This is a genomic window from Streptosporangium sp. NPDC000396 (assembly GCF_042898655.1).
Classification (GTDB): domain Bacteria; phylum Actinomycetota; class Actinomycetes; order Streptosporangiales; family Streptosporangiaceae; genus Streptosporangium.
The window spans coordinates 154889-176589 of sequence record NZ_JBIAZA010000013.1 but is presented as its reverse complement, the minus strand read 5'-3'; the positions used below and the strand labels follow the sequence as shown (position 1 = coordinate 176589).

At 69.1% G+C, this 21701-nt stretch carries 24 protein-coding genes; 17 read left to right on the top strand and 7 right to left on the bottom strand.

Translation table 11 applies throughout. The features are described from left to right. Nucleotides 1-32: 32 nt before the first annotated feature. A complete protein-coding gene (locus ACFY2X_RS22460; protein ID WP_389940634.1) occupies nucleotides 33-749 on the bottom strand; it encodes an IclR family transcriptional regulator in 717 nt (238 codons plus the stop codon). A 70-nt stretch (nucleotides 750-819) separates the two neighbouring features. Between ACFY2X_RS22460 and leuC the strand changes: the two genes are divergently transcribed. The 4 genes from leuC to ACFY2X_RS22440 all read left to right on the top strand — a co-directional run bounded on the left by leuC (nucleotide 820) and on the right by ACFY2X_RS22440 (nucleotide 3473). Beyond that, nucleotides 820-2199: a 3-isopropylmalate dehydratase large subunit gene (leuC, locus tag ACFY2X_RS22455; protein ID WP_389940632.1), complete on the top strand. Its 1380-nt coding sequence runs from the start codon at nucleotides 820-822 to the stop codon at nucleotides 2197-2199. A gap of 12 nt (nucleotides 2200-2211) precedes the next feature. Then, nucleotides 2212-2799, top strand: coding sequence for a 3-isopropylmalate dehydratase small subunit (leuD, locus tag ACFY2X_RS22450; RefSeq protein ID WP_389940630.1), 588 nt, complete (start codon nucleotides 2212-2214; stop codon nucleotides 2797-2799). Further along, entirely contained in the window at nucleotides 2778-3032 is a 255-nt protein-coding gene (locus tag ACFY2X_RS22445; protein WP_389940628.1) for a hypothetical protein, read from the top strand. The genes leuD and ACFY2X_RS22445 overlap by 22 nt, the downstream gene beginning before the upstream one ends. 141 nt (nucleotides 3033-3173) lie before the next feature. After that, nucleotides 3174-3473: an HU family DNA-binding protein gene (locus ACFY2X_RS22440; protein ID WP_389940753.1), complete on the top strand. Its 300-nt coding sequence runs from the start codon at nucleotides 3174-3176 to the stop codon at nucleotides 3471-3473. 51 nt (nucleotides 3474-3524) lie between these two features. Here ACFY2X_RS22440 and ACFY2X_RS22435 read toward each other — a convergent pair whose 3' ends face one another. Then, nucleotides 3525-3725, bottom strand: coding sequence for a hypothetical protein (locus ACFY2X_RS22435; protein WP_389940626.1), 201 nt, complete (start codon nucleotides 3723-3725; stop codon nucleotides 3525-3527). A 67-nt stretch (nucleotides 3726-3792) separates the two neighbouring features. On the opposite strand from ACFY2X_RS22435, the gene ACFY2X_RS22430 reads away from it, so the two are divergent. After that, nucleotides 3793-5016: an MFS transporter gene (locus tag ACFY2X_RS22430; protein ID WP_389940624.1), complete on the top strand. Its 1224-nt coding sequence runs from the start codon at nucleotides 3793-3795 to the stop codon at nucleotides 5014-5016. Between the two features lie 78 nt (nucleotides 5017-5094). On the opposite strand, the gene ACFY2X_RS22425 is transcribed toward ACFY2X_RS22430, so the two are convergent. Continuing rightward, nucleotides 5095-5901 carry a TetR/AcrR family transcriptional regulator C-terminal domain-containing protein gene (locus tag ACFY2X_RS22425; protein ID WP_389940622.1) on the bottom strand — a complete coding sequence of 269 codons (807 nt, stop codon included), beginning with the start codon at nucleotides 5899-5901 and terminating at the stop codon, nucleotides 5095-5097. 212 nt (nucleotides 5902-6113) lie between these two features. On the opposite strand from ACFY2X_RS22425, the gene ACFY2X_RS22420 reads away from it, so the two are divergent. Beyond that, nucleotides 6114-7571 (top strand): MFS transporter, encoded by a 1458-nt coding sequence (locus tag ACFY2X_RS22420; protein WP_389940620.1) that lies wholly within the window; start codon nucleotides 6114-6116, stop codon nucleotides 7569-7571. Nucleotides 7572-7605: 34 nt separating this feature from the next. Here the strand turns inward: ACFY2X_RS22420 and cofC are convergent, their stop codons facing one another. Then, nucleotides 7606-8292 (bottom strand): 2-phospho-L-lactate guanylyltransferase, encoded by a 687-nt coding sequence (gene cofC, locus ACFY2X_RS22415; protein ID WP_389940618.1) that lies wholly within the window; start codon nucleotides 8290-8292, stop codon nucleotides 7606-7608. A gap of 65 nt (nucleotides 8293-8357) precedes the next feature. Between cofC and ACFY2X_RS22410 the strand changes: the two genes are divergently transcribed. From ACFY2X_RS22410 to ACFY2X_RS22400, 3 genes are all read left to right on the top strand, one after another. Next, nucleotides 8358-9071, top strand: coding sequence for a lysophospholipid acyltransferase family protein (locus tag ACFY2X_RS22410; RefSeq protein WP_389940616.1), 714 nt, complete (start codon nucleotides 8358-8360; stop codon nucleotides 9069-9071). A gap of 20 nt (nucleotides 9072-9091) precedes the next feature. Continuing rightward, nucleotides 9092-10102, top strand: a complete 1011-nt coding sequence (locus ACFY2X_RS22405) for an NAD(P)H-dependent glycerol-3-phosphate dehydrogenase (protein WP_389940614.1) — start codon at nucleotides 9092-9094, stop codon at nucleotides 10100-10102. Nucleotides 10103-10314: 212 nt separating this feature from the next. Beyond that, nucleotides 10315-11424, top strand: coding sequence for a D-alanine--D-alanine ligase family protein (locus tag ACFY2X_RS22400; RefSeq protein WP_389940613.1), 1110 nt, complete (start codon nucleotides 10315-10317; stop codon nucleotides 11422-11424). Here the strand turns inward: ACFY2X_RS22400 and ACFY2X_RS22395 are convergent. Beyond that, nucleotides 11407-11775 carry a DUF3515 domain-containing protein gene (locus ACFY2X_RS22395; protein ID WP_389940612.1) on the bottom strand — a complete coding sequence of 123 codons (369 nt, stop codon included), beginning with the start codon at nucleotides 11773-11775 and terminating at the stop codon, nucleotides 11407-11409. The genes ACFY2X_RS22400 and ACFY2X_RS22395 overlap by 18 nt on opposite strands. A gap of 95 nt (nucleotides 11776-11870) precedes the next feature. Then, nucleotides 11871-12104 (bottom strand): Lrp/AsnC family transcriptional regulator, encoded by a 234-nt coding sequence (locus ACFY2X_RS22390; protein ID WP_389940610.1) that lies wholly within the window; start codon nucleotides 12102-12104, stop codon nucleotides 11871-11873. 51 nt (nucleotides 12105-12155) lie between these two features. On the opposite strand from ACFY2X_RS22390, the gene ACFY2X_RS22385 reads away from it, so the two are divergent. From ACFY2X_RS22385 to thiD, 3 genes are all read left to right on the top strand, one after another. Continuing rightward, the gene (locus ACFY2X_RS22385) at nucleotides 12156-13112 is read left to right on the top strand and encodes a thiamine-phosphate kinase (protein ID WP_389940608.1); all 957 of its coding nucleotides are present in this window, start codon (nucleotides 12156-12158) and stop codon (nucleotides 13110-13112) included. A gap of 97 nt (nucleotides 13113-13209) precedes the next feature. Then, nucleotides 13210-14367, top strand: coding sequence for a hypothetical protein (locus ACFY2X_RS22380; RefSeq protein ID WP_389940606.1), 1158 nt, complete (start codon nucleotides 13210-13212; stop codon nucleotides 14365-14367). 15 nt (nucleotides 14368-14382) lie between these two features. Further along, nucleotides 14383-15195, top strand: coding sequence for a bifunctional hydroxymethylpyrimidine kinase/phosphomethylpyrimidine kinase (thiD, locus tag ACFY2X_RS22375; protein WP_389940604.1), 813 nt, complete (start codon nucleotides 14383-14385; stop codon nucleotides 15193-15195). A 147-nt stretch (nucleotides 15196-15342) separates the two neighbouring features. Here thiD and rpmB read toward each other — a convergent pair whose 3' ends face one another. Then, nucleotides 15343-15528, bottom strand: coding sequence for a 50S ribosomal protein L28 (gene rpmB, locus ACFY2X_RS22370; RefSeq protein ID WP_389940602.1), 186 nt, complete (start codon nucleotides 15526-15528; stop codon nucleotides 15343-15345). A 197-nt stretch (nucleotides 15529-15725) separates the two neighbouring features. On the opposite strand from rpmB, the gene ACFY2X_RS22365 reads away from it, so the two are divergent. From ACFY2X_RS22365 to ACFY2X_RS22345, 5 genes are all read left to right on the top strand, one after another. Further along, nucleotides 15726-17291: a DAK2 domain-containing protein gene (locus ACFY2X_RS22365; protein WP_389940601.1), complete on the top strand. Its 1566-nt coding sequence runs from the start codon at nucleotides 15726-15728 to the stop codon at nucleotides 17289-17291. 120 nt (nucleotides 17292-17411) lie between these two features. Then, a complete protein-coding gene (gene recG / locus ACFY2X_RS22360) occupies nucleotides 17412-19583 on the top strand; it encodes an ATP-dependent DNA helicase RecG (RefSeq protein WP_389940599.1) in 2172 nt (723 codons plus the stop codon). A gap of 436 nt (nucleotides 19584-20019) precedes the next feature. After that, complete coding sequence (gene rsmD, locus ACFY2X_RS22355; protein ID WP_389940597.1) at nucleotides 20020-20589, top strand: 16S rRNA (guanine(966)-N(2))-methyltransferase RsmD; 570 nt, start codon at nucleotides 20020-20022, stop codon at nucleotides 20587-20589. Nucleotides 20590-20604: 15 nt separating this feature from the next. Further along, nucleotides 20605-21081: a pantetheine-phosphate adenylyltransferase gene (coaD, locus tag ACFY2X_RS22350; protein WP_389940595.1), complete on the top strand. Its 477-nt coding sequence runs from the start codon at nucleotides 20605-20607 to the stop codon at nucleotides 21079-21081. Nucleotides 21082-21146: 65 nt separating this feature from the next. After that, complete coding sequence (locus ACFY2X_RS22345) at nucleotides 21147-21701, top strand: YceD family protein (protein WP_389940593.1); 555 nt, start codon at nucleotides 21147-21149, stop codon at nucleotides 21699-21701.

Below are 21701 nucleotides of genomic sequence, written 5' to 3'. Positions count from 1 at the left end.
GCAAGGGTGCTCGCCTCCCCATATCGCACGGCTCAGTTGGCCCGTCGCATCGATTCGGTGATCCGTTCGGCCGCGGTGACCACGGGGACGGCGTGCAGGCGGCCCGGAGTCCGGGTGAGGCGCTCGATCGGGCCGGAGACCGAGACCGCGGCGATGACCTTGCCGGCCGTTCCGCGGATCGGCGCCGAGACGCTGGCCACACCCTGCTCGCGCTCGCCGACGCTGTGCGCCCAGCCCCTGCGCCGGACGCTCGCCAGCGTGGCCGCGGTGAACTTCGCCCCGCGCAGCCCCCGGTGCAGGCGATCCGGCTCTTCCCAGGCCAGCAGGATCTGGGCCGCGGACCCGGCGAACATCGGCAGTGCCGAGCCGACCGGCACGGTGTCGCGCAGCCCGCTGGCGCGCTCGGCGGCCGCCACGCACACCCGCTCGTCACCCTGGCGCCGGTAGAGCTGCGCGCTCTCGCCTGTCAGGTCCCGGAGCTGGATCAAGATCGGCGAGGCGACGGCCAGCAGCCTGTCCTCGCCGGCGGCTGTGGACAACTCGGACAGGCGTGGGCCCAGTACGAACCGGCCCTGCGTGTCGCGGGAGACGATGCGGTGATGTTCCAAGGCGACGGCGAGCCGATGGGCGGTGGGGCGGGCCAAGCCGGTGGCCTGGACGAGCTGTGCCAGGGACGCCGGACCGGCTTCGAGGGCGTTGAGCACGAGCACGGCCTTGTCCAGTACTCCGACTCCGCTAGAGTTGTCCATACACCGATACTGCCGTCTCGACATATGAGAAAGCAAGTGGGGTGCGGAAGGACGATCGCGAGGAGGCGACATGGGCCGCACGCTGGCGGAGAAGGTCTGGGAGCAGCACGTCGTGCGACGTGCCGAGGGAGAGCCTGATCTGCTCTACATCGACCTTCACCTCATTCACGAGGTGACCAGCCCGCAGGCGTTCGACGGCCTGCGCATGGCCGGCCGGCCCGTCCGGCGGCCCGAGCTCACCATCGCCACCGAGGACCACAACGTCCCGACCCTGCTCGGCCCGATCAAGGACCCGGTGTCCCGCACCCAGGTGGAGACGCTGCGCAAGAACTGCGCCGAGTTCGGCATCCGGCTGCATCCGATGGGCGACGCGGGCCAGGGTGTCGTGCACATCATCGGCCCGCAGTTCGGCCTGACCCAGCCGGGCATGACGATTGTCTGTGGCGATTCTCACACCTCCACCCACGGGGCCTTCGGTGCGATCGCCTTCGGCATCGGCACCTCCGAGGTGGAGCACGTGCTGGCGACCCAGACGCTGCCCGCCTACCGGCCCAAGACGATGGCCATCGAGGTCTCCGGCGAGCTGCCGGTCGGCGTCACGGCCAAGGACCTGATCCTGGCGATCATCGCCAAGATCGGCACCGGTGGCGGTCAGGGCCACATCGTCGAATACCGCGGCGAGGCCATCCGCAAGCTCTCCATGGAGGGCCGGATGACCATCTGCAACATGTCGATCGAGGCGGGCGCGCGGGCGGGTCTGATCGCCCCCGACGAGACCACGTTCGAATACCTCAAGGGCCGCCCCCATGCGCCGACCGGGGCCGACTGGGACGCCGCCGTCGAGCACTGGAAGTCGCTGGCGACCGACGAGGACGCCGTCTTCGACACGGTCGTGGAGATCGACGCCACCACGCTGACCCCGTTCGTCACCTGGGGCACCAACCCGGGCCAGGGCGTCCCCCTGGGTACGGCGGTGCCCGACCCGCAGGACACCGACGACCCGGCCGCGGCCCAGCGCGCGCTGGAGTACATGGGCCTGACCGCCGGCACCCCGCTCCGGGAGGTCAAGGTGGACACGGTCTTCGTGGGTTCCTGCACCAACGGCCGCCTGGAGGACCTGCGGGCCGTGGCCGACGTGCTGCGCGGCCGCAAGGTCGTCACCCGCACGCTGATCGTTCCCGGCTCGATGCTGGTCAAGCTCCAGGCCGAGCAGGAGGGCCTGCACGAGGTGTTCAAGGCCGCGGGCGCCGAGTGGCGCGAGGCGGGCTGTTCGATGTGCCTGGGGATGAACCCCGACACCCTCGCCCCCGGCGAGCGCAGCGCCTCGACGTCCAACCGCAACTTCGAGGGGCGTCAGGGCAAGGGCGGCCGTACCCACCTGGTCTCCCCGCAGGTCGCCGCAGCGACCGCCGTCACCGGCAAACTGACCGCGCCCGCCGACCTGGTCTAGGAGATCCCGATCATGGAAGCTTTCACCACCCACACCGGCCGGGCCGTGCCGCTGCGCCGCAGCAACGTGGACACCGACCAGATCATCCCCGCCGTCTGGCTCAAGCAGGTCAGCCGGACCGGATTCGAGAAGGGCCTGTTCTCGGCCTGGCGCGAGGATCCGGACTTCGTCCTGAACAGGCCCGCGCACCAGGGCGCCTCGATTCTTGTCTCCGGACCCGACTTCGGCACCGGTTCCTCGCGCGAGCACGCGGTCTGGGCCCTGCAGCAGTACGGCTTTCGCGTCGTGATCGCGGCTCGTTTCGGAGATATTTTCCGTAATAACTCCACCAAAATGGGTTTGCTTCCGGTTGTCCTGCCGGCGGCCACGGTCGAGGCCCTGCAGTCCGCCGTAGAGGCCGATCCTGCCCTGAATGTCACGGTTGACCTGGGGGAACGCGAGGTCCGCTGGGGTGGCGAGATCGCCAGGTTCGAGATCGACGACTACACCCGCTGGCGGCTGATGGAGGGATTGGACGACATCGGGCTGACCTTGCGCAATGCCGATGACGTCGCGGCGTACGAGAATAGACGGCAGTCATGGCTGCCGACGACCGTCTGACGCGTTCAGAAGACGAGCTGGCGTGGCGGTTGCGCGACGCGCACCGCCGCGTTCGGGTGCTTGCCGTGCCTGTGGCGCAGAAGGAGCGCCTGAGCAGGCGCCTGCTTTCTATCTGTGACGTCGCCAAGCGTGATCTCAGTCATGCAGCGGGGCGTCTTGATTTATTCCTTCTAGACCTAGATGCTCTGGTTTCAGATACGCCGAGTCCTGGAAACATTGCGGAAGGTGATTGAGTCATACGGCTCCGTCCCTTAATTTCAAGCGGGCAAGGGGTTTCTCGCTCTGTTGAGACCTCTGCCGTGACAAATCGGGTGAGACGGGCTTTCTGCCTCATGACCCACTCCCAGACATCGGTAACAGGGGGAGCAACCTTTATGAACAAGAAGGAACTCGTCGACGCGGTCGCAGATCGGGTGGGCGACAAGAAGACGGCCGGCGAGGCTGTGAACGCGGTGATCGACGCCATCCAGAGGGCCGTCGCCAGCGGGGAGAAGGTCTCTATCACGGGCTTCGGCGCCTTCGAGATGGTGAACAAGCCGGCCCGTACGGCCCGGAACCCTTCGACCGGCGCCGAGATCAAGGTGGCCGAGAGCTGGGGCCCGAAGTTCCGGCCCGGCTCGGACTTCAAGGAACTCGTCAATGTGGAGGGAAAGAAGGCCGCGAAGAAAAAGTAAGCCTTCGCAGGCGCCCGGGTTTCCATCGAGGGAGTCCGGGCGTCCGGCTTGTCAGGGCAGGGGGAAGGTCGAGAGCGTGATGTAGGTGACCTGCCCGCCGTCCATGACGATGTTCACCCGCTGGCCGGACCTGAGCAGCCGCAGTGGCCCGGCGTCGAACGCCGCCGCGCCGAACGGAATCTCGGCCCCGTCGTCGAGGAACACCGAGCCTGACCGGGTCGCCGGGTCAAAGGTCCGCACCGTCGCCTGCACCCGATCAGCGTAGCCCCTCGGAAAAAGGTTTGACCCGTCATGCGGGGCGCCGGAACGATGCCTCAGCATGATCGGGAACAGCGCCACCGGCATGTGGCAGGACAGGTCGTTCCGGCTCTTTCTGGGCGCCGACGCGATCAGCCAGTTCGGGACCCAGATCACGATCGTGGCTCTGCCGCTGGTCGCGGTGCTCACCCTCGAGGCGAGCCCCTTCCAGCTCGGCGTGCTCACCGCGGCGGAGATGGCCGCGTTCCTGCTCGTCGGCCTGCCCGCGGGCGTGTGGGTCGACCGGATGCGCCGCCGTCCGATCCTGATCTGGAGTGACCTGCTCCGCGGCGCCGTACTGCTGTCCGTCCCGGTCGCGGTCGCCCTGGATGTGATGACCCTGCCCCATCTCTATGCTGTCGCCCTGCTCCTGGGCCTCGGCACGGTCTTCTTCGACGTCGCCCACATGAGCTTCCTGCCGTCACTGGTAGGCAAGGACGATCTGTTGCGGGGGAACGGCACCCTGGAGACACTGCGCAACACCGCGATGCTGTCGGGTCCGGCGCTGGGCGGCTGGCTGGTCCACGCGGTCACCGCGCCGGTCGCGCTGCTGGCAGACGCGATCAGCTATCTGGTGTCGGCGCTGATGCTGGGCGGGGTGCGCGCCGAGGAGACGACCGCGCCGGTCGCGGAGCGCCGCAGGCTCGCCGAGGAGATCGGCGAGGGTGTCCGCTACGTCGCGGGCCACCCCGTGCTCCGCCGCATCGCCATGGTCGGCGCGCTGACCATGCTGTCCAACGGCATCTGGGCCATCGCCCAGCCGCTTTTCCTGATCAAGACGCTCCACGTGAGCCCGGCGGTCTACGGCCTCCTGCTCTCCGGCGGCGCGGTCGGCTCGCTGATCGGCGCGGTGCTCGCATCCCGCGTCGCGGCCCGGTTCGGGGCCGGCCGAGCCATGTACGGCGGAGCCGCCGTGGCCGCGACGGTCATCCTGGTCTCCCCGCTGGCCGCCGAAGGCCGGCAGCTGGCGCTGTTCCCTCTCGGCTGCCTGCTGAACGGCATCGGCGCCGCGGTGTTCAGCATCAACCAGCTGAGCTATCGCCAGAAGATCACTCCGGCGCACCTGCTGGGCCGGATGAACGCCAGCATGCGCTTTCTGATGTGGGGCGCGGCGCCGATCGGCGGGCTGGTCGGCGGAGTGCTGGGGGGATGGTTCGGCGCGCACGCCATCATGTGGGTCGCCGCCGTCGGCGTCACAGCCGCGCACCTTCCGGTGTTGAGCTCTCGGAGGATCCTGCGACTCTAGGGTCTGTTCGCCGATCTTTCCGCGGTCGTCCTAGGGTCTGGGCGACCGCGGCAGATAGAAGATCTGTGAGACACGCCCTCAGGTGGCGTCTTTCGGGTCTTTCGCCGGCCGCGGTCGCTCGGACGAGGTCTGGTCGATCTTCGACCCGGCAGGATCCGCGGGGTGTGGCTGAGCGTCTTCGGCGAAGGACGCCAGGCCACGGGTGATGATCTCGATGCCGAGGGCGAACCGTTCGTCGTTGGCGTCGCCGATCAGGGCGCCGGAGAGCGCGACCAGGTGGGGGAAGCGCTCGGGCGGCAGCTCGCTGAAGTATCGCTGGAGCGCCTCCTTCATGTTCTCCCAGGAGCCCTCGCCGGCCTTGCGGCGCCGGTCGTCCCACAGGTCCTCCTCGAGGGTGAACCCGTCGATGAAAGTGGAGATCACGTCGCCCGCTGCCGCGGCGACGTGATCGGGGAGGCCACCGGCGCGGAAGATGCCGAGGGCCTGGTTCAGGTGTGGCAGCATCTCGGGGGCGAAAGGAACACCGTTCATCGAGATTTTGGCCAGGTCGCGGTGCGTGCGCAGCTTGGCCCGCCAGATGCGGGCATACTCCATGACCTGCTCCTGCCAGCGCTCCGGGTCGGGGTCGGGCAGGACCCAGTCGTCGAACATCCGGCTGTACATCAGCTCCAGCAGCTCGTCTTTGCTCGCGACGTGGACGTAGAGAGCGGAGACCGCGACACCGAGCTCGGAGGCGACCTGGCGCATGCTGAGCTTGTCGTAGCCCTCGCGGTCGAGCACCGCGTAGGCCGCGTCGACTATCCGGTCGCGGCTGAGCGGGATCCGGGCGGGGCCCGCTTTCCGGCGTGACCGCTCCCAGGGCAGCGCAGGCAACTCGTCGCTCATGACATCAGTGTAACGCCTGGATGAACACTGCTCACCAAAGCGAACATCGCTCATTTTTACGATATATCTTGTCTTCACGATAGATGCGACATATCTTGAGAACATCGTACTTCTCAATGAACATCGTTCTTCAAGTGATCGATGTTCATGTACAGTGAACACTGTTCATTTGAGATGGACGCCATCCCCCGCAGCTTGCATTGAGGAACCCCATGACTACTGACGTGACGATCTCGGCCCCACCAGGAAGTGAGACGGCCGCCTACCGGTGGCGCTGGGCCGCCCTGTTCGTGATCCTGGCCGCGGAGGTGATGGACCTCCTTGATGCCATGGTCACCAACATCGCCTCACCCACCATCCAGACGGAGCTCGGTGGCACTCCCGCCACCATCCAGTGGCTCGGCGCCGCCTACACCCTGTCGATGGCCGTGGGCCTGATCACCGGCGGCAGGCTGGGCGACATCTACGGCCGCAAGCGGATGTTCCTGATCGGCGCTGCCGGGTTCACCGTGGGCTCGTTGCTGTGCGCCGTCGCCCAGTCGCCCGATCTGCTCGTCGGCGCGCGGGTCGTCCAGGGCCTGTTCGGCGCGGTCATGCTGCCGCAGGGACTGGGAATGATCAAGGAGATGTTCCCGCCGAAGGAGGTGGGCGCCGCGTTCGGCATCTTCGGGCCGGTCATGGGCCTGTCCTCGGTGGGCGGCCCGATCCTGGCCGGATGGCTGATCGATGCCGACTTCTTCGGCACCGGCTGGCGCATGATCTTCCTGATCAACCTTCCGCTCGGCCTGGCCGCCATCCTCGCCGGACTGCGGTTCCTGCCCGAGTCGCGCTCGCCGCACCCGCTCAAGCTCGACGTCCCGGGGGTCGTCCTGGCCTCCCTCGCCGGACTGCTGCTGGTCTTCCCGCTGGTCCAGGGCCGGGAGAACGGCTGGCCGGTCTGGTCCTTCGTCATGATGGGCGCCTCTGCCGCGATCTTCGCGGTCTTCGGCTGGTTCGAGTCCCACAAGAGCCGCGCGGGCGGTGACCCGCTGGTCGTGCCCAGCCTCTTCCGCAAGCAGGCCTTCACCGGCGGCCTGCTGACCGGCCTGGTCTTCTTCTCCGCCATGGCGGGCTTCACTCTGGTGTTCAACCTCTACACCCAGATCGGTCTCGGCTACTCCACGCTCAAGGCCGCCCTGGTGATGATCCCCTGGTCGCTGGGCATGGTCGTCGGCTTCGGCCTCGCCCAGGCCGTGAAGAGGTTCGGCCGGAAGGTCCTGCAGGGCGGAGTCCTGATCATGACGCTCGGCACCCTCGGCGTCCTGCTCACGATCGACCTCGCGGGCATGGGGGTCACCCCCTGGCAGTTCGTCCCCGCCCTGGTGGTCACCGGCCTCGGCATGGGCCTGCTGATGGCGCCGTTCTTCGACATCGTGCTGGCCGGAGTCGAGCAGCACGAGACCGGCTCGGCCTCCGGCACGCTGACCGCGATCCAGCAGCTCGGCGGCGCCTTCGGCGTCGCGCTGCTCGGTACGGTCTTCTTCGATCTGCTGGCCGGCGCGCCGAGCCCCGACATCGCCGGGGCGATGCGGGTCGTCCTGTGGGTGGTCGCCGGAATGCTCCTGGCGACCTTCCTGGCGGCCTTCCTGCTGCCGAAGGAGGCCCGTGAGGAGGAGCACGCCGGGCACTGACCCCGGCGTCCAGGCCGGGCATCGAGACCGGCAGTCATGCGGAGGGAGTTCCCCTGACGGGGGACTCCCTCTTCCCTATCCTCTCCACCATCGCCGCGGTGCGCGGGCCGAGTCCGAGGGCCAGGGCCTCACGCAGGTCGTCGGGGGTGTCCACGTCCCGGCGGACCGAGTCGATCCCGTCCAGGCAGAGTTCCTTCGCGCCACGCCGCAGATGGCGGTCTCGCGACTGGCCGCCGAACCCCGGGGTGAAGGGGACGCCGGGCCGTACGCCGTAGAAGGTCGTGCCGACCTCGGCGGCGTCGGGCAGGAACGCCTGGTCGAACTCGGCCGCGGCGGTGAGCACGAGGGCCAGCTCCGCCGGGCGGAGGGCGGGGAGATCGGCCTGAAGCGCGCCGACGGAGTCATCGGGCGCCAGCCGTACCGCCTCCTGGGCGCCGTGCCGTAGCGCGGCGTTCAGTCCCGCCTCGGGGTCGCCGACGACATGGGCGCCCACCCGCCTGAGCGCGTCAGCAGCCACCGGGTCACCCGTCACCACCACGACCCGCGCGACGACGGCGCACCTCGAGGCCGCTTCGACGGTGTCGCAGGCGATGGCGACCGCCAGCGCGGCGCGATGCGGACCCGCCGCCTCCGACAGGCGGGTCTTGGCGGCGACCAGTGTCTTGACCGGAACCACGAGGGTCCAGTTCGAGATCTCCGGAGCAGGCATAACCTTAAGCATCCCGCCTCGACATCCCGCAGAGCCAACCGGGACACTTAGGGCGCATCGCTTATATGGAGGAGCTCATGAGACGCCCCGGATGGCCTTCCCGGTTCTGGGTTGCCTTCGCCGTCGCAATCGTCAAGCCGATCTCGTGGCTCTTGGTCAAGAAGGACTGGCGCCGGGCCGACCGCCTGCCCAGGACCGGCGGGATCATCCTGGCCGCCAACCACCTCTCGTGGGTGGACCCCATCCTTCTGTCGCACTTCCTCTACAACAACGGGCGCTGGCCGACGATCCTGGCCAAGTCGGGGCTTTTCTCGGTGCCGGTGCTCGGGCACATGGTGCGGTCGCTGATGGCCATTCCGGTCTACCGGGGGAGCGCCGACGCCGCCCGCTCGCTCGCGGAGTCCGAGCGGAGGATCGCCGACGAGGCGTGCGTGGTGTTCTACCCCGAGGGCACCTGCACCCGTGATCCGCAGTTCTGGCCGATGGAGGGCAAGACCGGCGCGGCCCGGCTGGCTCTGACGACGGGCGCGCGGGTGATCCCCATGGCCCACTGGGGAGCCCAGGAGATCCTGCCCTACGGGAGCAAGAAGCCCAGCCTCTTCCCCCGTAAGACCTTCCGCGTGCTGGTCGGACCGCCGGTCGACCTGTCGAAGTACGAGGGCAAGCAGCTCCACGCCGACGTCCTGCGCGAGGCGACCGCGGACATCATGGCGGCGATCACCGAGCAGCTGGCGGAGCTGCGCGGGGAGAAGGCGCCTGAGGCGCCGTTCAAGAAGCCATCTGACAACTGACTTCGGCGTACGGTGATGAAATGACCAAGGCGGCTGTATTCGGTACGGGATCGTGGGGCACGACCTTCGCGATGATCATGGCTGGGGCGGGCACCCAGACGACCCTGTGGGGCCGGCGCCCTGAGATCGTCGAGGCGATCGACCACCGCCACGAGAACCCTGACTACCTCCCTGGCGCGGCACTCCCCGAGACCCTGCGCGCCACGACCGATCCGGCCGAGGCTCTCGACGGCGCCGACTTCGTGGTGCTCGCGGTTCCCTCCCAGACGCTGCGCTCCAACCTGATCCAGTGGAGGCCGCACCTGCCGTCCGACGCGGTGCTGGTCAGCCTGATGAAGGGGATCGAGCTCGGGACGACCAAGCGGATGAGCGAGGTGATCTGCGAAGTCGCCGAGGTGCCCCAGGAGCGGGTCGCGGTGGTGTCGGGTCCCAACCTGGTCGGTGAGATCATCCGCGGCCAGCCCGCCGCGACCGTGGTCGCCTGCACCGACGAGCGGGTGATGGAACGGCTCCAGGAGGCCTGCCATCTGCCGCCGTGGTTTCGTCCTTACACCAACCCCGACGTGGTGGGGGTGGAGCTCGGCGGGGCGGTCAAGAACGTGATCGCCCTGGCGGTCGGCGTCGCGGCCGGGATGGGCCTCGGCGACAACGTCGGGGCGATGCTGATGACGCGCGGGCTGGCCGAGATCTCCCGGCTCGGCGCGGCGCTCGGCGCGGATCCGCACACGTTCGCCGGGCTGGCCGGGATGGGCGATCTCATAGCCACCTGCACGTCCCCGCTGTCCCGGAACCGTACCTTCGGCAAAAACCTCGGCCAGGGCATGACCTTGGCCGAGGTCGTCGCCGTGACCAAGCAGACCGCCGAGGGGGTCAAGTCCTGCGAGTCGGTCCTGGAGCTGGCCAGGAAGCACGACGTGGAGATGCCGATCACCGAGGTGGTGGTGGCCGTCGTCCATGACGGGATGCCCCCCAGCGAGGCCGCGATGCTGCTGATGTCACGGACCCCCAAACCGGAACGGTACGGCGTTTGACGTCCTCCCCGGTCCCGGGCTTCACGGCCTCGGGCGCCGGGGCGGCCGACCGGAGCGGAAGTCACCGGGCGTCCGCGGTCCCGGGGGCGCCGAGAACCTGATCGTGGGCCGTGAGGGGACCACGACCGAGGCCTTCGGCATCCTTCCCGTATCGGGTAATAAGCGCGTCTGACAGGCGGATTGACCCCCCAGAGGGGGTAGATTCGGTCATCATGAGCGAGCAGCACGAACCCCGGCCGCGGGTCGCAATCGTCTTCGGTGGCCGTAATTCCGAGCACGCCGTCTCCATCCTCGGAGCCGGAAGCGTGCTGGATGCCATTGATCGGTCCAAGTACGAGGTGATCCCCGTTGGGATCGCCCAGGACGGGCGATGGGTGCTCGCCCCCGACGACCAGCGCTACGCGATCGAGAGCGGGGCCCTGCCGTCCGTCGACGGCCAGGGGGCCGGCCTGGCGCTGCCGTCGGGTGGCGGCTCGCTGGTGGCCTACGACCCCGGCAGCATCCCGGTCGAGCTCGGCCAGGTGGACGTCGTCTTCCCCGTGATGCACGGGCCCTTCGCCGAAGACGGCACGATCCAGGGGCTGCTGGAGATGGCAGGGGTTCGCTACGTCGGCTCCGGGGTGCTGGCCAGCGCGGTCGGCATGGACAAGGGCTACATGAAGATGGTGCTGGCGGCCTCGGGCCTGCCGGTCGGCCCGTACGTCGTGATCCGGGACCGTGACTGGCGGGTCGACCGCGACCGGGTCCTCAAGGAGGTCGAGGAGCTCGGCTGGCCGGTCTTCGTCAAGCCCGCCCGTGCCGGGTCCAGCCAGGGCATCTCCAAGGCTCACGACCTGGACGAGCTGGAGCGGGCCGTCGAGTTCGCCCGCACCCACGACCCCAAGGTGCTCGTGGAGGCGGCCATCGTGGGCCGCGAGATCGAGTGCGCGGTGCTGGAATCCCTGGGTGACGAGGCCGCGAGGGCCAGCCTGCCCGGTGAGGTGCTGGTCCGAGGCGACCACGAGTTCTTCGACTTCGAGGCCAAATACATCGGGGACGACATGTCCCTCGCGGTCCCCGCCGACATCCCGGCGGACGTGGCGGAGAACCTGCGGGCGATGGCCGTGCGCGCCTTCGAGGCGCTCGGCTGCGAGGGCCTGTCCCGGGTCGACTTCTTCTACACGTCCGACGGCCGCCTGATCCTCAACGAGATCAACACGATGCCGGGCTTCACCGCGATGTCGGTCGCGCCGCAGCTGTGGGCGGCCACCGGCCTGTCCTACGCGGACCTGGTCGACCGCCTGATCCAGCTCGCGCTGAACCGGTCACCCGGTCTGCGGTAGCGCCGCCTTGATGGGGCCCGCGAGATCGACGAAGACGTTCTGCGGGTCGTGCTGCCGGGAGATCGTCACCTCGACGTAGGCCTGCCTGCCGATCGAGGTGAACAGCAACGGTCTGGTGGGGTCGGCGAACCACGCCACCCCATCGATCTCCGGGATCTGCTCGGTGGCCGTCATCGCCGCGGGTCGCGGCACCCCGCAGCGCAACGCGATCTGCCCGTCCCCCCACACCGCGACGTACGGCGACGCGGGGGTGGACTCCACCCGTTCCGCGCCGTCGAGCTTCTGGGGGAGCCGCTCGCCGAGTGACCTGCACGCGGCGGCGGCCGCACCCTCCGGGGTGGGGGGATCCACCCGGACCGTACTACTGCATCCCGCCAGGATCAGCAGGGCGCAGGCACACCCCGTCCAACGAGCGAATCGGAGTGGCATCTCACGTTCCCAGAAGTTCAGATGTGGACGATGGGACACGTAAGAGTACGGGTGATTCCCCCGACTGCCTGAATCTGAGCCACCACGAGTTTGCCTAGCTCGTCCACGTTCCGGGCCTCGGCGCGGACGATCACGTCGTAGGGGCCGGTGACGTCCTCGGCCTGCGTGACACCGGGGATCACGGAGATCTCACCGGCCACGCTCGCCGCTTTACCGACCTCGGTCTGGATAAGGATGTAGGCCTGCACCATCACGTCCTCCCGGGCGATTGGATCAGTGCCGAAGGGCCACCGTACCCTGTGATGAACGGGAGGTGTGTCATCACAGTCGGAGATCTCGGCGAATTCGGAGTTGTTGCTCGTATTGCTGGACGGTTGCCACAGGGTGGGACCGTATTGCTCGGCCCTGGAGACGACGCCGCGCTGGTGAGCGCTCCTGATGGGCGGGTCGTCGTGACGACAGACTTATTGATCGAGGGTAGGCACTTTCGTCGCGATTGGTCCAGTGGGTACGACATCGGTCGTAAAGCCGCCGCACAGAACCTGTCCGATGTCGTGGCGATGGGAGCCGATCCCACCGGCATCGTGGTCGGCCTCGGCCTGCCCGCCGACGCCACCACGGACTGGCTGGACGACCTCACCGACGGCTTCCGCGACGAGTGCGACCTCGTCGGCGCCAGTGTGGTCGGGGGTGACATCACCCGCTGCGATCTGGTCGTGATCGGCGTCACCGCCCTGGGAGACCTCGGCGGGCGCGCGCCGGTCACGCGTTCGGGAGCCTGTCCGGGCGATGTGGTCGCGGTGGCCGGACGGCTCGGGTACGCCGCGGCGGGGCTCGCGCTGCTCGCTGCCGGCCGTACGGAGCCGGCGGAGCTGGTCGACGCTCACCGTCGCCCGCAGCCGCCCTACGCCTGCGGGCCGGAGGCGGCGGCACTCGGCGCGACCTCGATGCTCGACGTCAGCGACGGTCTGTTCCAGGATCTCGGTCACGTCGCGAAGGCCGGTAAGACGGGCATCGTGCTCGATCCGGAGGCCTTCACCGTCCCCGCCTCGATGGAGGAGGCGGCCCGGCTGCTCGGGGCCGACCCCCTGGAGTGGATACTCTCCGGCGGGGACGATCACGCCCTCGCCGCGACCTTCCCGGACGGCGTGCGACTTTCTCCCGCCTGGACCGTGGTGGGCCGCGTGGTCGACGGTAAAGGTGTGCAGGTCAAGGGGCGTTCTCTGGAGCACGGTGGCTGGGATCACTTCCGGGCGTGACCTTTCCCACTCATGTGACATTAGTGAAATTTGCGACAAACGGTTATGAAACTGGTATGAAGATGGGCGGCCGAGATTCCCTAGAGAAAGGGGCGCTATGGGCCGCCATGGTGGACATGGAGAAGACGCCCCCCACAGCGGGGGGAACCACGAGCCGCAGCCCTCACAGGAGGCCGACTATCGGGACGAGCCGTTCGGGCGCCGGCTCCGTCCCGAGGAGTCGGCGATCACCGAGCCCCAGACGGGTTTCCCGGGGTCGGGGCTGAGCCGGACCGAAGAGCTGTCCGAGCGGGTCTGGCCGCCCGCCGAGGGGCGCTCCGAGCGGGTCTGGCCGCCCGCTGAGGAACTGCCCGAGCAGATCTGGCCGCCCGACGAGGAGCGGCCCGAGCAGATCTGGCCGCCCGACGAGGAGCAGGAGCGCCGGCCCGGCGGACGGATCAAGATGGCGCTGCTGGCCGTCGTGGGGGTGGCCGTGGTGCTCGGCGGCACCGTGGCCGGCATCCAGATCATGAGCAGCACGGCGGGATCGAGCACCGACTGCCCGTCGTCCGGCTGCTACGCGAAGTCCTCCAACCAGCCGGAAACCGCCTCCATCACCACCGAGCCGAGCGAGGAGCCGGAGCCGACCGAGGATCCTGTCCCCAGCGAGGAACCCAAGGCGACGAAGCCGAAGCCCACCCCGAGCCTCACACCCTCGGCCACACGTCCGCGTGTCGGCCGTACCGCCACCGCGAAACCGACGCGGACCCCCACCCAGAGGCCGAAAGCCACCCGCGCTCCCCGGCCTACCCGGTCGGCATGGCCCACCAAGGAGCCGGAGTCCACGCCGAGCCCCACCGACGAGCCGCTCGTCATCGACGATCAGGGACACCACAACCCGACGCAGTCCCCGTCCGCCACCACCTCCCAGACCGCCCAGCCCACCGGGACGGCCGCGCCCGCCGCGGCGGGAGTGGCGGGAGCGGCGCTCACGGTCGGCTACGACCTGGTGAAGCAGCAGTCGAAGACGTACACCGCCAAGCTCGTGGTCGTCACGAATGAGAATCTCGGCGGGCTGGCGCTGAGCCTGCCGGTCAGCGGCGAGGTCACCTCGGTGAAGGGGGCCGAGTGGAGTCAGGCGGATGACACCCTGACGCTTGAGTCGGTCCAGAGCCTGGAGGCCGGTGAGGACCTGGTCATCACCTTCACCGCGTACGGCGAGGCGAAGGCTCCGCGGACCTGCCAGAGCACCCAGGGAGAGTGCTCCATCACCTGACCGGAAGCTGGTTGGATGGTGAACATGACCGATTCGACCCCTCCTCGCGTGCTGACCGTCGCCGGTTCCGACTCCGGCGGCGGCGCCGGCATCCAGGCCGACCTGAAGACCATGCTGGCCCTCGGCGTGCACGGCATGAGCGTGATCGCCGCGGTGACGGCGCAGAACTCGCTGGGCGTCCAGGGATACTGGGAACTTCCCCCGGAGGCGGTGCGCGCCCAGCTCGACTCGGTGCTCGGCGACATCGGCGCTCAGGCGGTCAAGACGGGGATGCTGGCCTCGCCCGTGCTCGTGGAGACGGTCGCCGAGGTGCTGGCCGGACTGGACGTGCCGGTCGTGGTGGACCCGGTGGGGGTCTCCAAGCACGGTGACGCGCTGCTCGCGCCCGAGGCCGTGGAGACGGTGAAGTCGCGCCTGCTGCCGACGGCCACCGTGGTCACCCCCAACCTGTGGGAGGTGTCGCAGCTCACCGGGGTGAAGGTCGAAGACGAGGGGGACCTGCGCCGGGCCGCGGACGCGGTCCTGGAACTGGGCTCCACCTGGGTGCTGATCAAGGGCGGCCATCTGCCCGGTGCCCCGGTGGATCTGCTGACCGACGGTGTCCAGGAGTTCCGTTTCACCGCCGAGCGCCATGACAACCGGCACACCCACGGCACTGGCTGCACCCTGGCCTCGGCCATCGCCTCCTACCTGGCGCTGGGTGAGGACATCCCGGCCGCGACGGAGAAGGCCAAGGCGTACGTCACGGGAGCGATCGCCCGGGGGTTCCCGCTGGGCGAGGGCATCGGCCCGGTCGACCACGCCTGGCGCTGGCGCCAGGCGGACTGACGCCGCCGGCGGCGGAGCAGAACGGCCGCCTCGGAGGCCCGCAAAGGCCGGCTCGGGGAGCCTGCAAAGGCCGGCTCGGGGAAAGGGGCCCGGAAAGCAACAGCCCGCCGTCCCTCACAGGGGACGACGGGCTGCGTGGAAGTCTGACTAGCGGGTGACCTTGCCGGCCTTGATGCAGGAGGTGCACACGTTCATCCGCTTCGGCGTGCCGTTCACCACGGTGCGCACGGGCTGGATGTTGGGGTTCCAGCGGCGGCGGGTGCGGCGGTGCGAGTGGGAGACGTTGTTGCCGAAGGTCGGCTTCTTAGCGCAGACGTCGCAGACGGAAGCCACGATTCGCTCCTTCTATCGGTTGAGAGGCTCGATCCGCCGCTATGGCGGCGATCATCGGGCACGCCGGGACGACCGGCTGGCCACACGAGAATATCTGATGTCCGGCTATGCATGCCAACACGAGCCGCCATGACTGGCCGAACGGGGATAATCTCCATTGGCAACCGTAGCGCATCCCGGACGGGCGGAGGGCAGGCATGCTGCAGGTGCTCGACCCGCCCGCGGTCCGGCAGTGGTCGCGGCTGGCCGCGGAGACCTTGGGAAAGGCGCGCGAGGAGATCAACGCGCTCAACGTCTTTCCCGTGCCTGACGGCGATACGGGCACCAATCTGCACCTGACCATGCTCTCCGCGGCCGAGGCGCTCGACGAGCTGCCCGATGACGCCGACGCCGCGGTCACCTGGCAGACGCTCGCGAGGGGGGCGCTGCTCGGCGCCCGGGGCAACTCCGGTGTCATCGTGAGCCAGGCGCTGCGCGGTCTCGCCGAGGTGCTCAAAACGGCCGAGGGCCGGGGCGCGGACCTCGGGCGGGGATTGATCAGGGCCGCCGAGCTGGCCCGCGGCGCGGTGGAGCGGCCGGTCGAGGGCACCGTGCTCAGCGTGCTCAGCGCCGTCGCCGGGGCGGTGCGCGACCTGTCCGACGATCTGGCGTCGGTCGCCAGGAGCGCGGCCGACGCGGCCCGCTCCGCGCTCCGGCGCACCCCGGACCAGCTTGACGTGCTCGCCCGGAGCGGGGTCGTGGACGCCGGCGGCGCGGGCCTGGCGATCATCCTGGAAAGCCTCGCCGCGGTGATCACCGACTCCTACACCGAGCGGGTGGACGTCCCCGCGCCGACTCACCGGGTCACCCCCGAGCCGGAGGAGGGCCCCGGCTACGAGGTCATGTATCTGCTGGACGCCGACGCGGCCGCCGTCGACGCGCTCCGGCGGGAGCTGGACGCGCTGGGCGACTCCCTGGTGGTCGTGGGCGGAGAGGGCCTGTGGAACGTGCACGTTCACGTGGACGACGCGGGCGCGGCGATCGAGGCGGCCATGCGGCTGGGGCGGCCCCACCGGATCAAGGTGACCTACCTGGTCGGGTCCGGCCGGACCCACCCGGCCTCCCGGGGGAGAGGCGTGGTGGCCGTGGCCGCGGGGCCCGCGCTGGGCGCCGTGTTCGAACAGTCGGGGGCCGTGGTCGTCCGCCGGAAGCCCGGCTCCAGCCCGCCCCTGGCGACGGTGCTCGCCGCGATCCGCGAGGCGGGCTCCGAGGTCGTGGTGCTGCCCAACGACAGCGGGACCCGCGAGGTCGCGGTGGCCGCCGCCGAGATCGCCCGCGAGGAGGGTCTGGTCGTCAGCGTGCTGCCCACCAAGGCCTCGGTTCAGGGCCTGGCGGCGCTGGCCGTCCACGATCCGCTGCGGCGCTTCGACGACGACGTGGTCGCCATGACCGAGGCCGCCGCGCACACCCGCCACGGGCATGTCTGGGTGGCCGACCGCGAGGTCATGACGAGCGCGGGCCTGACGAGGCCGGGAGACGTCCTGGGGGTGATCGACGGCGACGCCGCCGTGATCGGCACGGATCTCCTGGACACCGCCCTTAAGGTCATCCGCCGGATGGTGTCCTCCAGCAGCGAACTGGTGACCATGCTCGAAGGCGTCAACGCCCCGGCCGGGCTGGCGCGAGCCGTGCATGACCATCTGGCCGAGACCCGGCCCGACGTCGAGGTCGTCCTTTACGAAGGAGGGCAGGGCGGCTACCCGCTGCTCATCGGCGTGGAGTGAACGGCGCGCGCCGAACGAGGCGGGGAAGCCTGGGCCGTCGGCTCCGTGAGGGGGATGACGGGTGGGGCGGGAAGGCGGCGTCACGTGAATTCTGTCGCCCGGACGCGGTAGAAACTTGGGGTGACGAGCTTCGACGAGCCGCTGGCGAAGGCGCTGGACCCCAAGACGGCCAAGCTACTGGAGAGCGTCCTCGACCTGCGCACCGTCGGTGACCTGCTGAGGCACTACCCGCGGCGCTATGCCGAGCGGGGCGAGCTGACCGACTTCGACGACCTGCAGGTCGACGAGCACGTCACCGTGGTGGGTGAGGTCACCAGGGCCATGCGCAAGCCGATGCGCAACAGGGGCGGCACCTGGCTGGAAGTGGAGATCGTCGACGGCCGCGGCAGCAGGATCTACCTGTCGTTCTTCGGCAAGGGATCCCACATCGCCGAGTCGCGGCTGCGGCCGGGCAAGAGAGGGATGTTCGCGGGGAAGGTCGGCGCGTTCGGCCACGGAGACAAGCGCAAGTGGCAGCTGTCCCACCCGGAGTTCGAGATGTTCGAGGAGACCGAGTCCAAGGCCGAGGAGTTCGCCGCCGCGCTGGTGCCGATCTATCCCGCGGGCAAGGACGTGACGCCATGGGCCATCCGCCGGGCGCTGGGAGTCATCCTCGACACCATGGGCTCCCTCGATGACCCCCTCCCCGCGGAGCTGCGGGCCCGGCACAAACTCCCCGGCCTGGCCGAGGCGCTCCTAGCGATCCACCGGCCGCGCGATCACGGCGACGTGTCCAGGGCGCGCAAGCGGCTGAAGTTCGACGAGGCGTTCCAGCTCCAGGCCGTGCTGTTGCAACGCCGGATGGCCGCCGCCGCCTGGTCCGCCACACCCCGGCCCCCGCGTGGCGACGGGCTGCTGACCGACTTCGACCAGCGCCTGCCGTTCCAGCTCACCGAGGGGCAGCAGAGCGTGGGCAAGGAGATCGCGGCAGATCTGGCCCAGGCCCATCCCATGCACCGGCTGCTCCAGGGCGAGGTCGGGGCGGGCAAGACCATCGTCGCGCTGCGAGCCATGCTCCAGGTGGTGGACGCCGGAGGGCAGGCCGTGCTGCTGGCGCCCACCGAGGTGCTCGCCCAGCAGCACCATCGGTCGATCACGGCCATGCTCGGCGACCTGGCCACCGGCGGAATGTTCGGCGGCACGACGGTCGCGCTGCTGACCGGCTCGCTGGGTGCGGCGGCCCGCCGTTCGGCCATGCTCGACGCGGCCTCGGGTGTGGCGGGCATCGTGGTCGGCACCCACGCGGTGCTCCAGGAGCGCGTGCAGTTCGCCGACCTCGGCCTGGTCGTGGTGGACGAGCAGCACCGGTTCGGCGTGGAGCAGCGCGACGCGCTTCGCGAGAAAGCCGGAGGCGGACGCCCCCACGTGCTGGTCATGACCGCCACCCCGATCCCGCGCACGGTCGCCATGACGGTCTTCGGCGACCTCACGGTCTCCACGCTCTCCCAGCTGCCCTCCGGCCGCGCGCCGATCACCACACACGTGGTGCCCGCCGCGGAGAAGCCGCACTTCCTGGACCGCACCTGGGTGCGCCTGCGTGAGGAGGTCGAGCTCGGGCGGCAGGCTTACATCGTGTGCCCGCGCATCGGCGACCTGGAGGGAGACGAGGGCGACCTGTCGAAGGACGACGACGAGCGCCGGCCGCCGCTGGCGGTGCTGGACGTGGCCGAGATGCTGTCCGAGGGGCCGCTGCACGGGCTCCGTACGGCGGTGCTCCACGGCAAACTGCCGCCGGAGGAGAAAGACGCGGTGATGCGGGCCTTCTCCCGGGGCGAGGTCGACGTCCTGGTGGCGACCACGGTCATCGAGGTCGGTGTGGACGTGCCGAACTCCTCGGTCATGGTCATCATGGACGCCGACCGGTTCGGCGTCTCCCAGCTCCATCAGCTCCGCGGCCGGGTCGGCCGGGGCGGGCTGCCCGGGCTGTGCCTGCTGGTGACCGAGTCCCTGGGCGGCACTCCCGCGCGGGAGCGGATGGACGCCGTGGCGGCGACCCTGGACGGCTTCGAGCTGTCCCGTGTCGACCTGGAGCAGCGACGGGAGGGTGACGTGCTGGGCGTGGCCCAGTCAGGTCGCAGGTCATCCCTGAAGATGCTTCAGCTCCTCCGCGACGAAGACGTGATCGTCTCCGCCCGCCTGGATGCCGAGACCATGCTGGCGGCGGATCCCGACCTGGTGGACCATCCCGTTCTCCGGATGGAGATCGACAGGCTCCTCGCCGACGAGCGCGCGGAATACCTGGAGAAAGCCTGAGGCATCCGGTCCGCCCGACCGGAGCGGGAACGCGCCCGTGACCTTCATCAGAAGATGGAAGTGGCCCGGCCGGACTTTGAGAGCGGTCCGGCGGGGTTCGAAAGGGAGGGCGGCCGATGTCGCGGTCGGCTGGAGGTGCGGGCCCAACTGCGGGGACGGCCTCCCCCCGAATGCCGTCCCCGCCTGGGCCCACTCTCGGGTCAGGTGCCGAGAGCACCGGCGTGCGGAAGGGCTCACGATCACGCCGGTCGGCCTCCCCCTGGGTCACTTGGAGGCCGCAGGACTCATCATGCAAGGCACCGGGACCGGGGGGAACGACCCTTGCGCTTTCGTCGCCACTTCTTGCCCACTCTTGACCTAGATCACCTACCCAGACCCTTTTGACCTGCGGTTATGTGATGCGCCGCGACACGCCGGGCGCTGAGACAATGGACCGGTGAGTCGAGTCATCGCGGGAAGCGCAGGAGGACGACGGCTGGCCGTGCCGCCGGGGCGGGGGACCCGCCCCACGAGCGACCGGGCCAGGGAAGGGATCTTCTCCACGGTGGGGTCGCTGCTCGGCTCGCTGGACGGGGCGAGAGTGCTGGATCTCTATTCCGGGTCCGGCGCGATCGGGTTGGAGGCGCTGTCGCGGGGGGCGGCCCACGCGCTGCTCGTGGAGTCCGACGCCAAGGCGGCCCGAACGATCAGGGCGAACATCGCGAGTCTCGGGCTGGCGGGAGCCGAGCTCGTGGCCGACAAGGTCGAGCGGGTGCTGGACAGGGGCACCGCGGAGCCGTACGACCTCGTGTTCGCCGATCCGCCGTACGCGGTGAGCGACGAGACGGTGAACGCGATGCTCGGCCAGCTGAGAGATCAGGGCTGGCTGGCGGAAGACGCGCTGATCGCAGTGGAACGGGAGAGCCGGGGAAAGGGCCTGGTGTGGCCCTCCGGGTACGAAGAGGAGAGGGTCCGTCGTTACGGCGAAGCGTCCGTTTGGTACGGTCGCGCCGCCGGGAATCCATAGAGCAGGGGGTTCACCTTGCGTCGCGTTGTCTGTCCGGGATCGTTCGATCCCGTTACCAACGGTCATCTGGACATCATCGGCCGGGCCTCCCGGCTGTACGACGAGGTCGTCGTAGCCGTCCTGATCAACATCGAGAAGAAGAGCCTGTTCACGGTCGAGGAACGCATCGAGATGCTCCAGACCATCACCAAGGAGTACGGCAACGTACGCGTGGACAAGTTCCACGGCCTGCTGGTCGACTACTGCAAGCAGCAGGAGATCCCCGCCATCGTGAAGGGCCTGCGCGCGGTCAGCGACTTCGACTACGAGCTCCAGATGGCCCAGCTCAACTACCGGATGTCCGGGGTCGAGACGCTGTTCATGTCGACCGGCCCGGAGGTCTCGTTCCTGTCTTCCAGCCGCATCAAGGAGATCGTCCGGTACGGTGGGAACGTGGCCGGTCTGGTCCCCGATCTCGTGCAGGAACTCCTGGTCGAACGGCTCAGGGGTTAGGTCCTGGTATTCTCTTGTTTTGCCTTGCACGACGGCGGTGATTCGCCATGCCTGATGAGAGCGAAATGACTCTGCACAACCTCGACCCCAGAGCCCCATGGGTGATCTCTACCCATGATCTGGGCCGGCGACCGGGGTCGATGCGCCAGATGAGTCTCACTCTCCCGGCACCGGTGGACGTCGGCGTCGAAATGATCGGTGTCCCCAAGGACGCCGAGGTCGAGTTGGACATCCGACTCGAAGCGGTCATGGAAGGTGTGCTCGTCACGGGCACAGCGCGCGCCCCGCTGCGGGGGGAGTGCGCACGCTGTCTGGAGCCGATCGTCTCGGAGACCGAGGTGGGCTTCCAGGAGCTGTTCTTCTACTCGGCAGAGGATGCTGCCGAGGGTGATCTGCTTCTTGACGGCGAACTTCTCGACCTCGAATCCACCTTCCGCGACGCGGTGGTGCTCACACTGCCGTTGAGCCCGGTCTGCAGTGAAGACTGCACGGGGCTCTGCGCGGAGTGCGGGGTCAGGCTGGCGGACGCCGAGCCTGGTCACAAGCACGAGGTGATCGACGTTCGCTGGGCCAAGTTGCAGGGTTTGATTCCGGAACATAACAACGATCAGGAGAGCTGA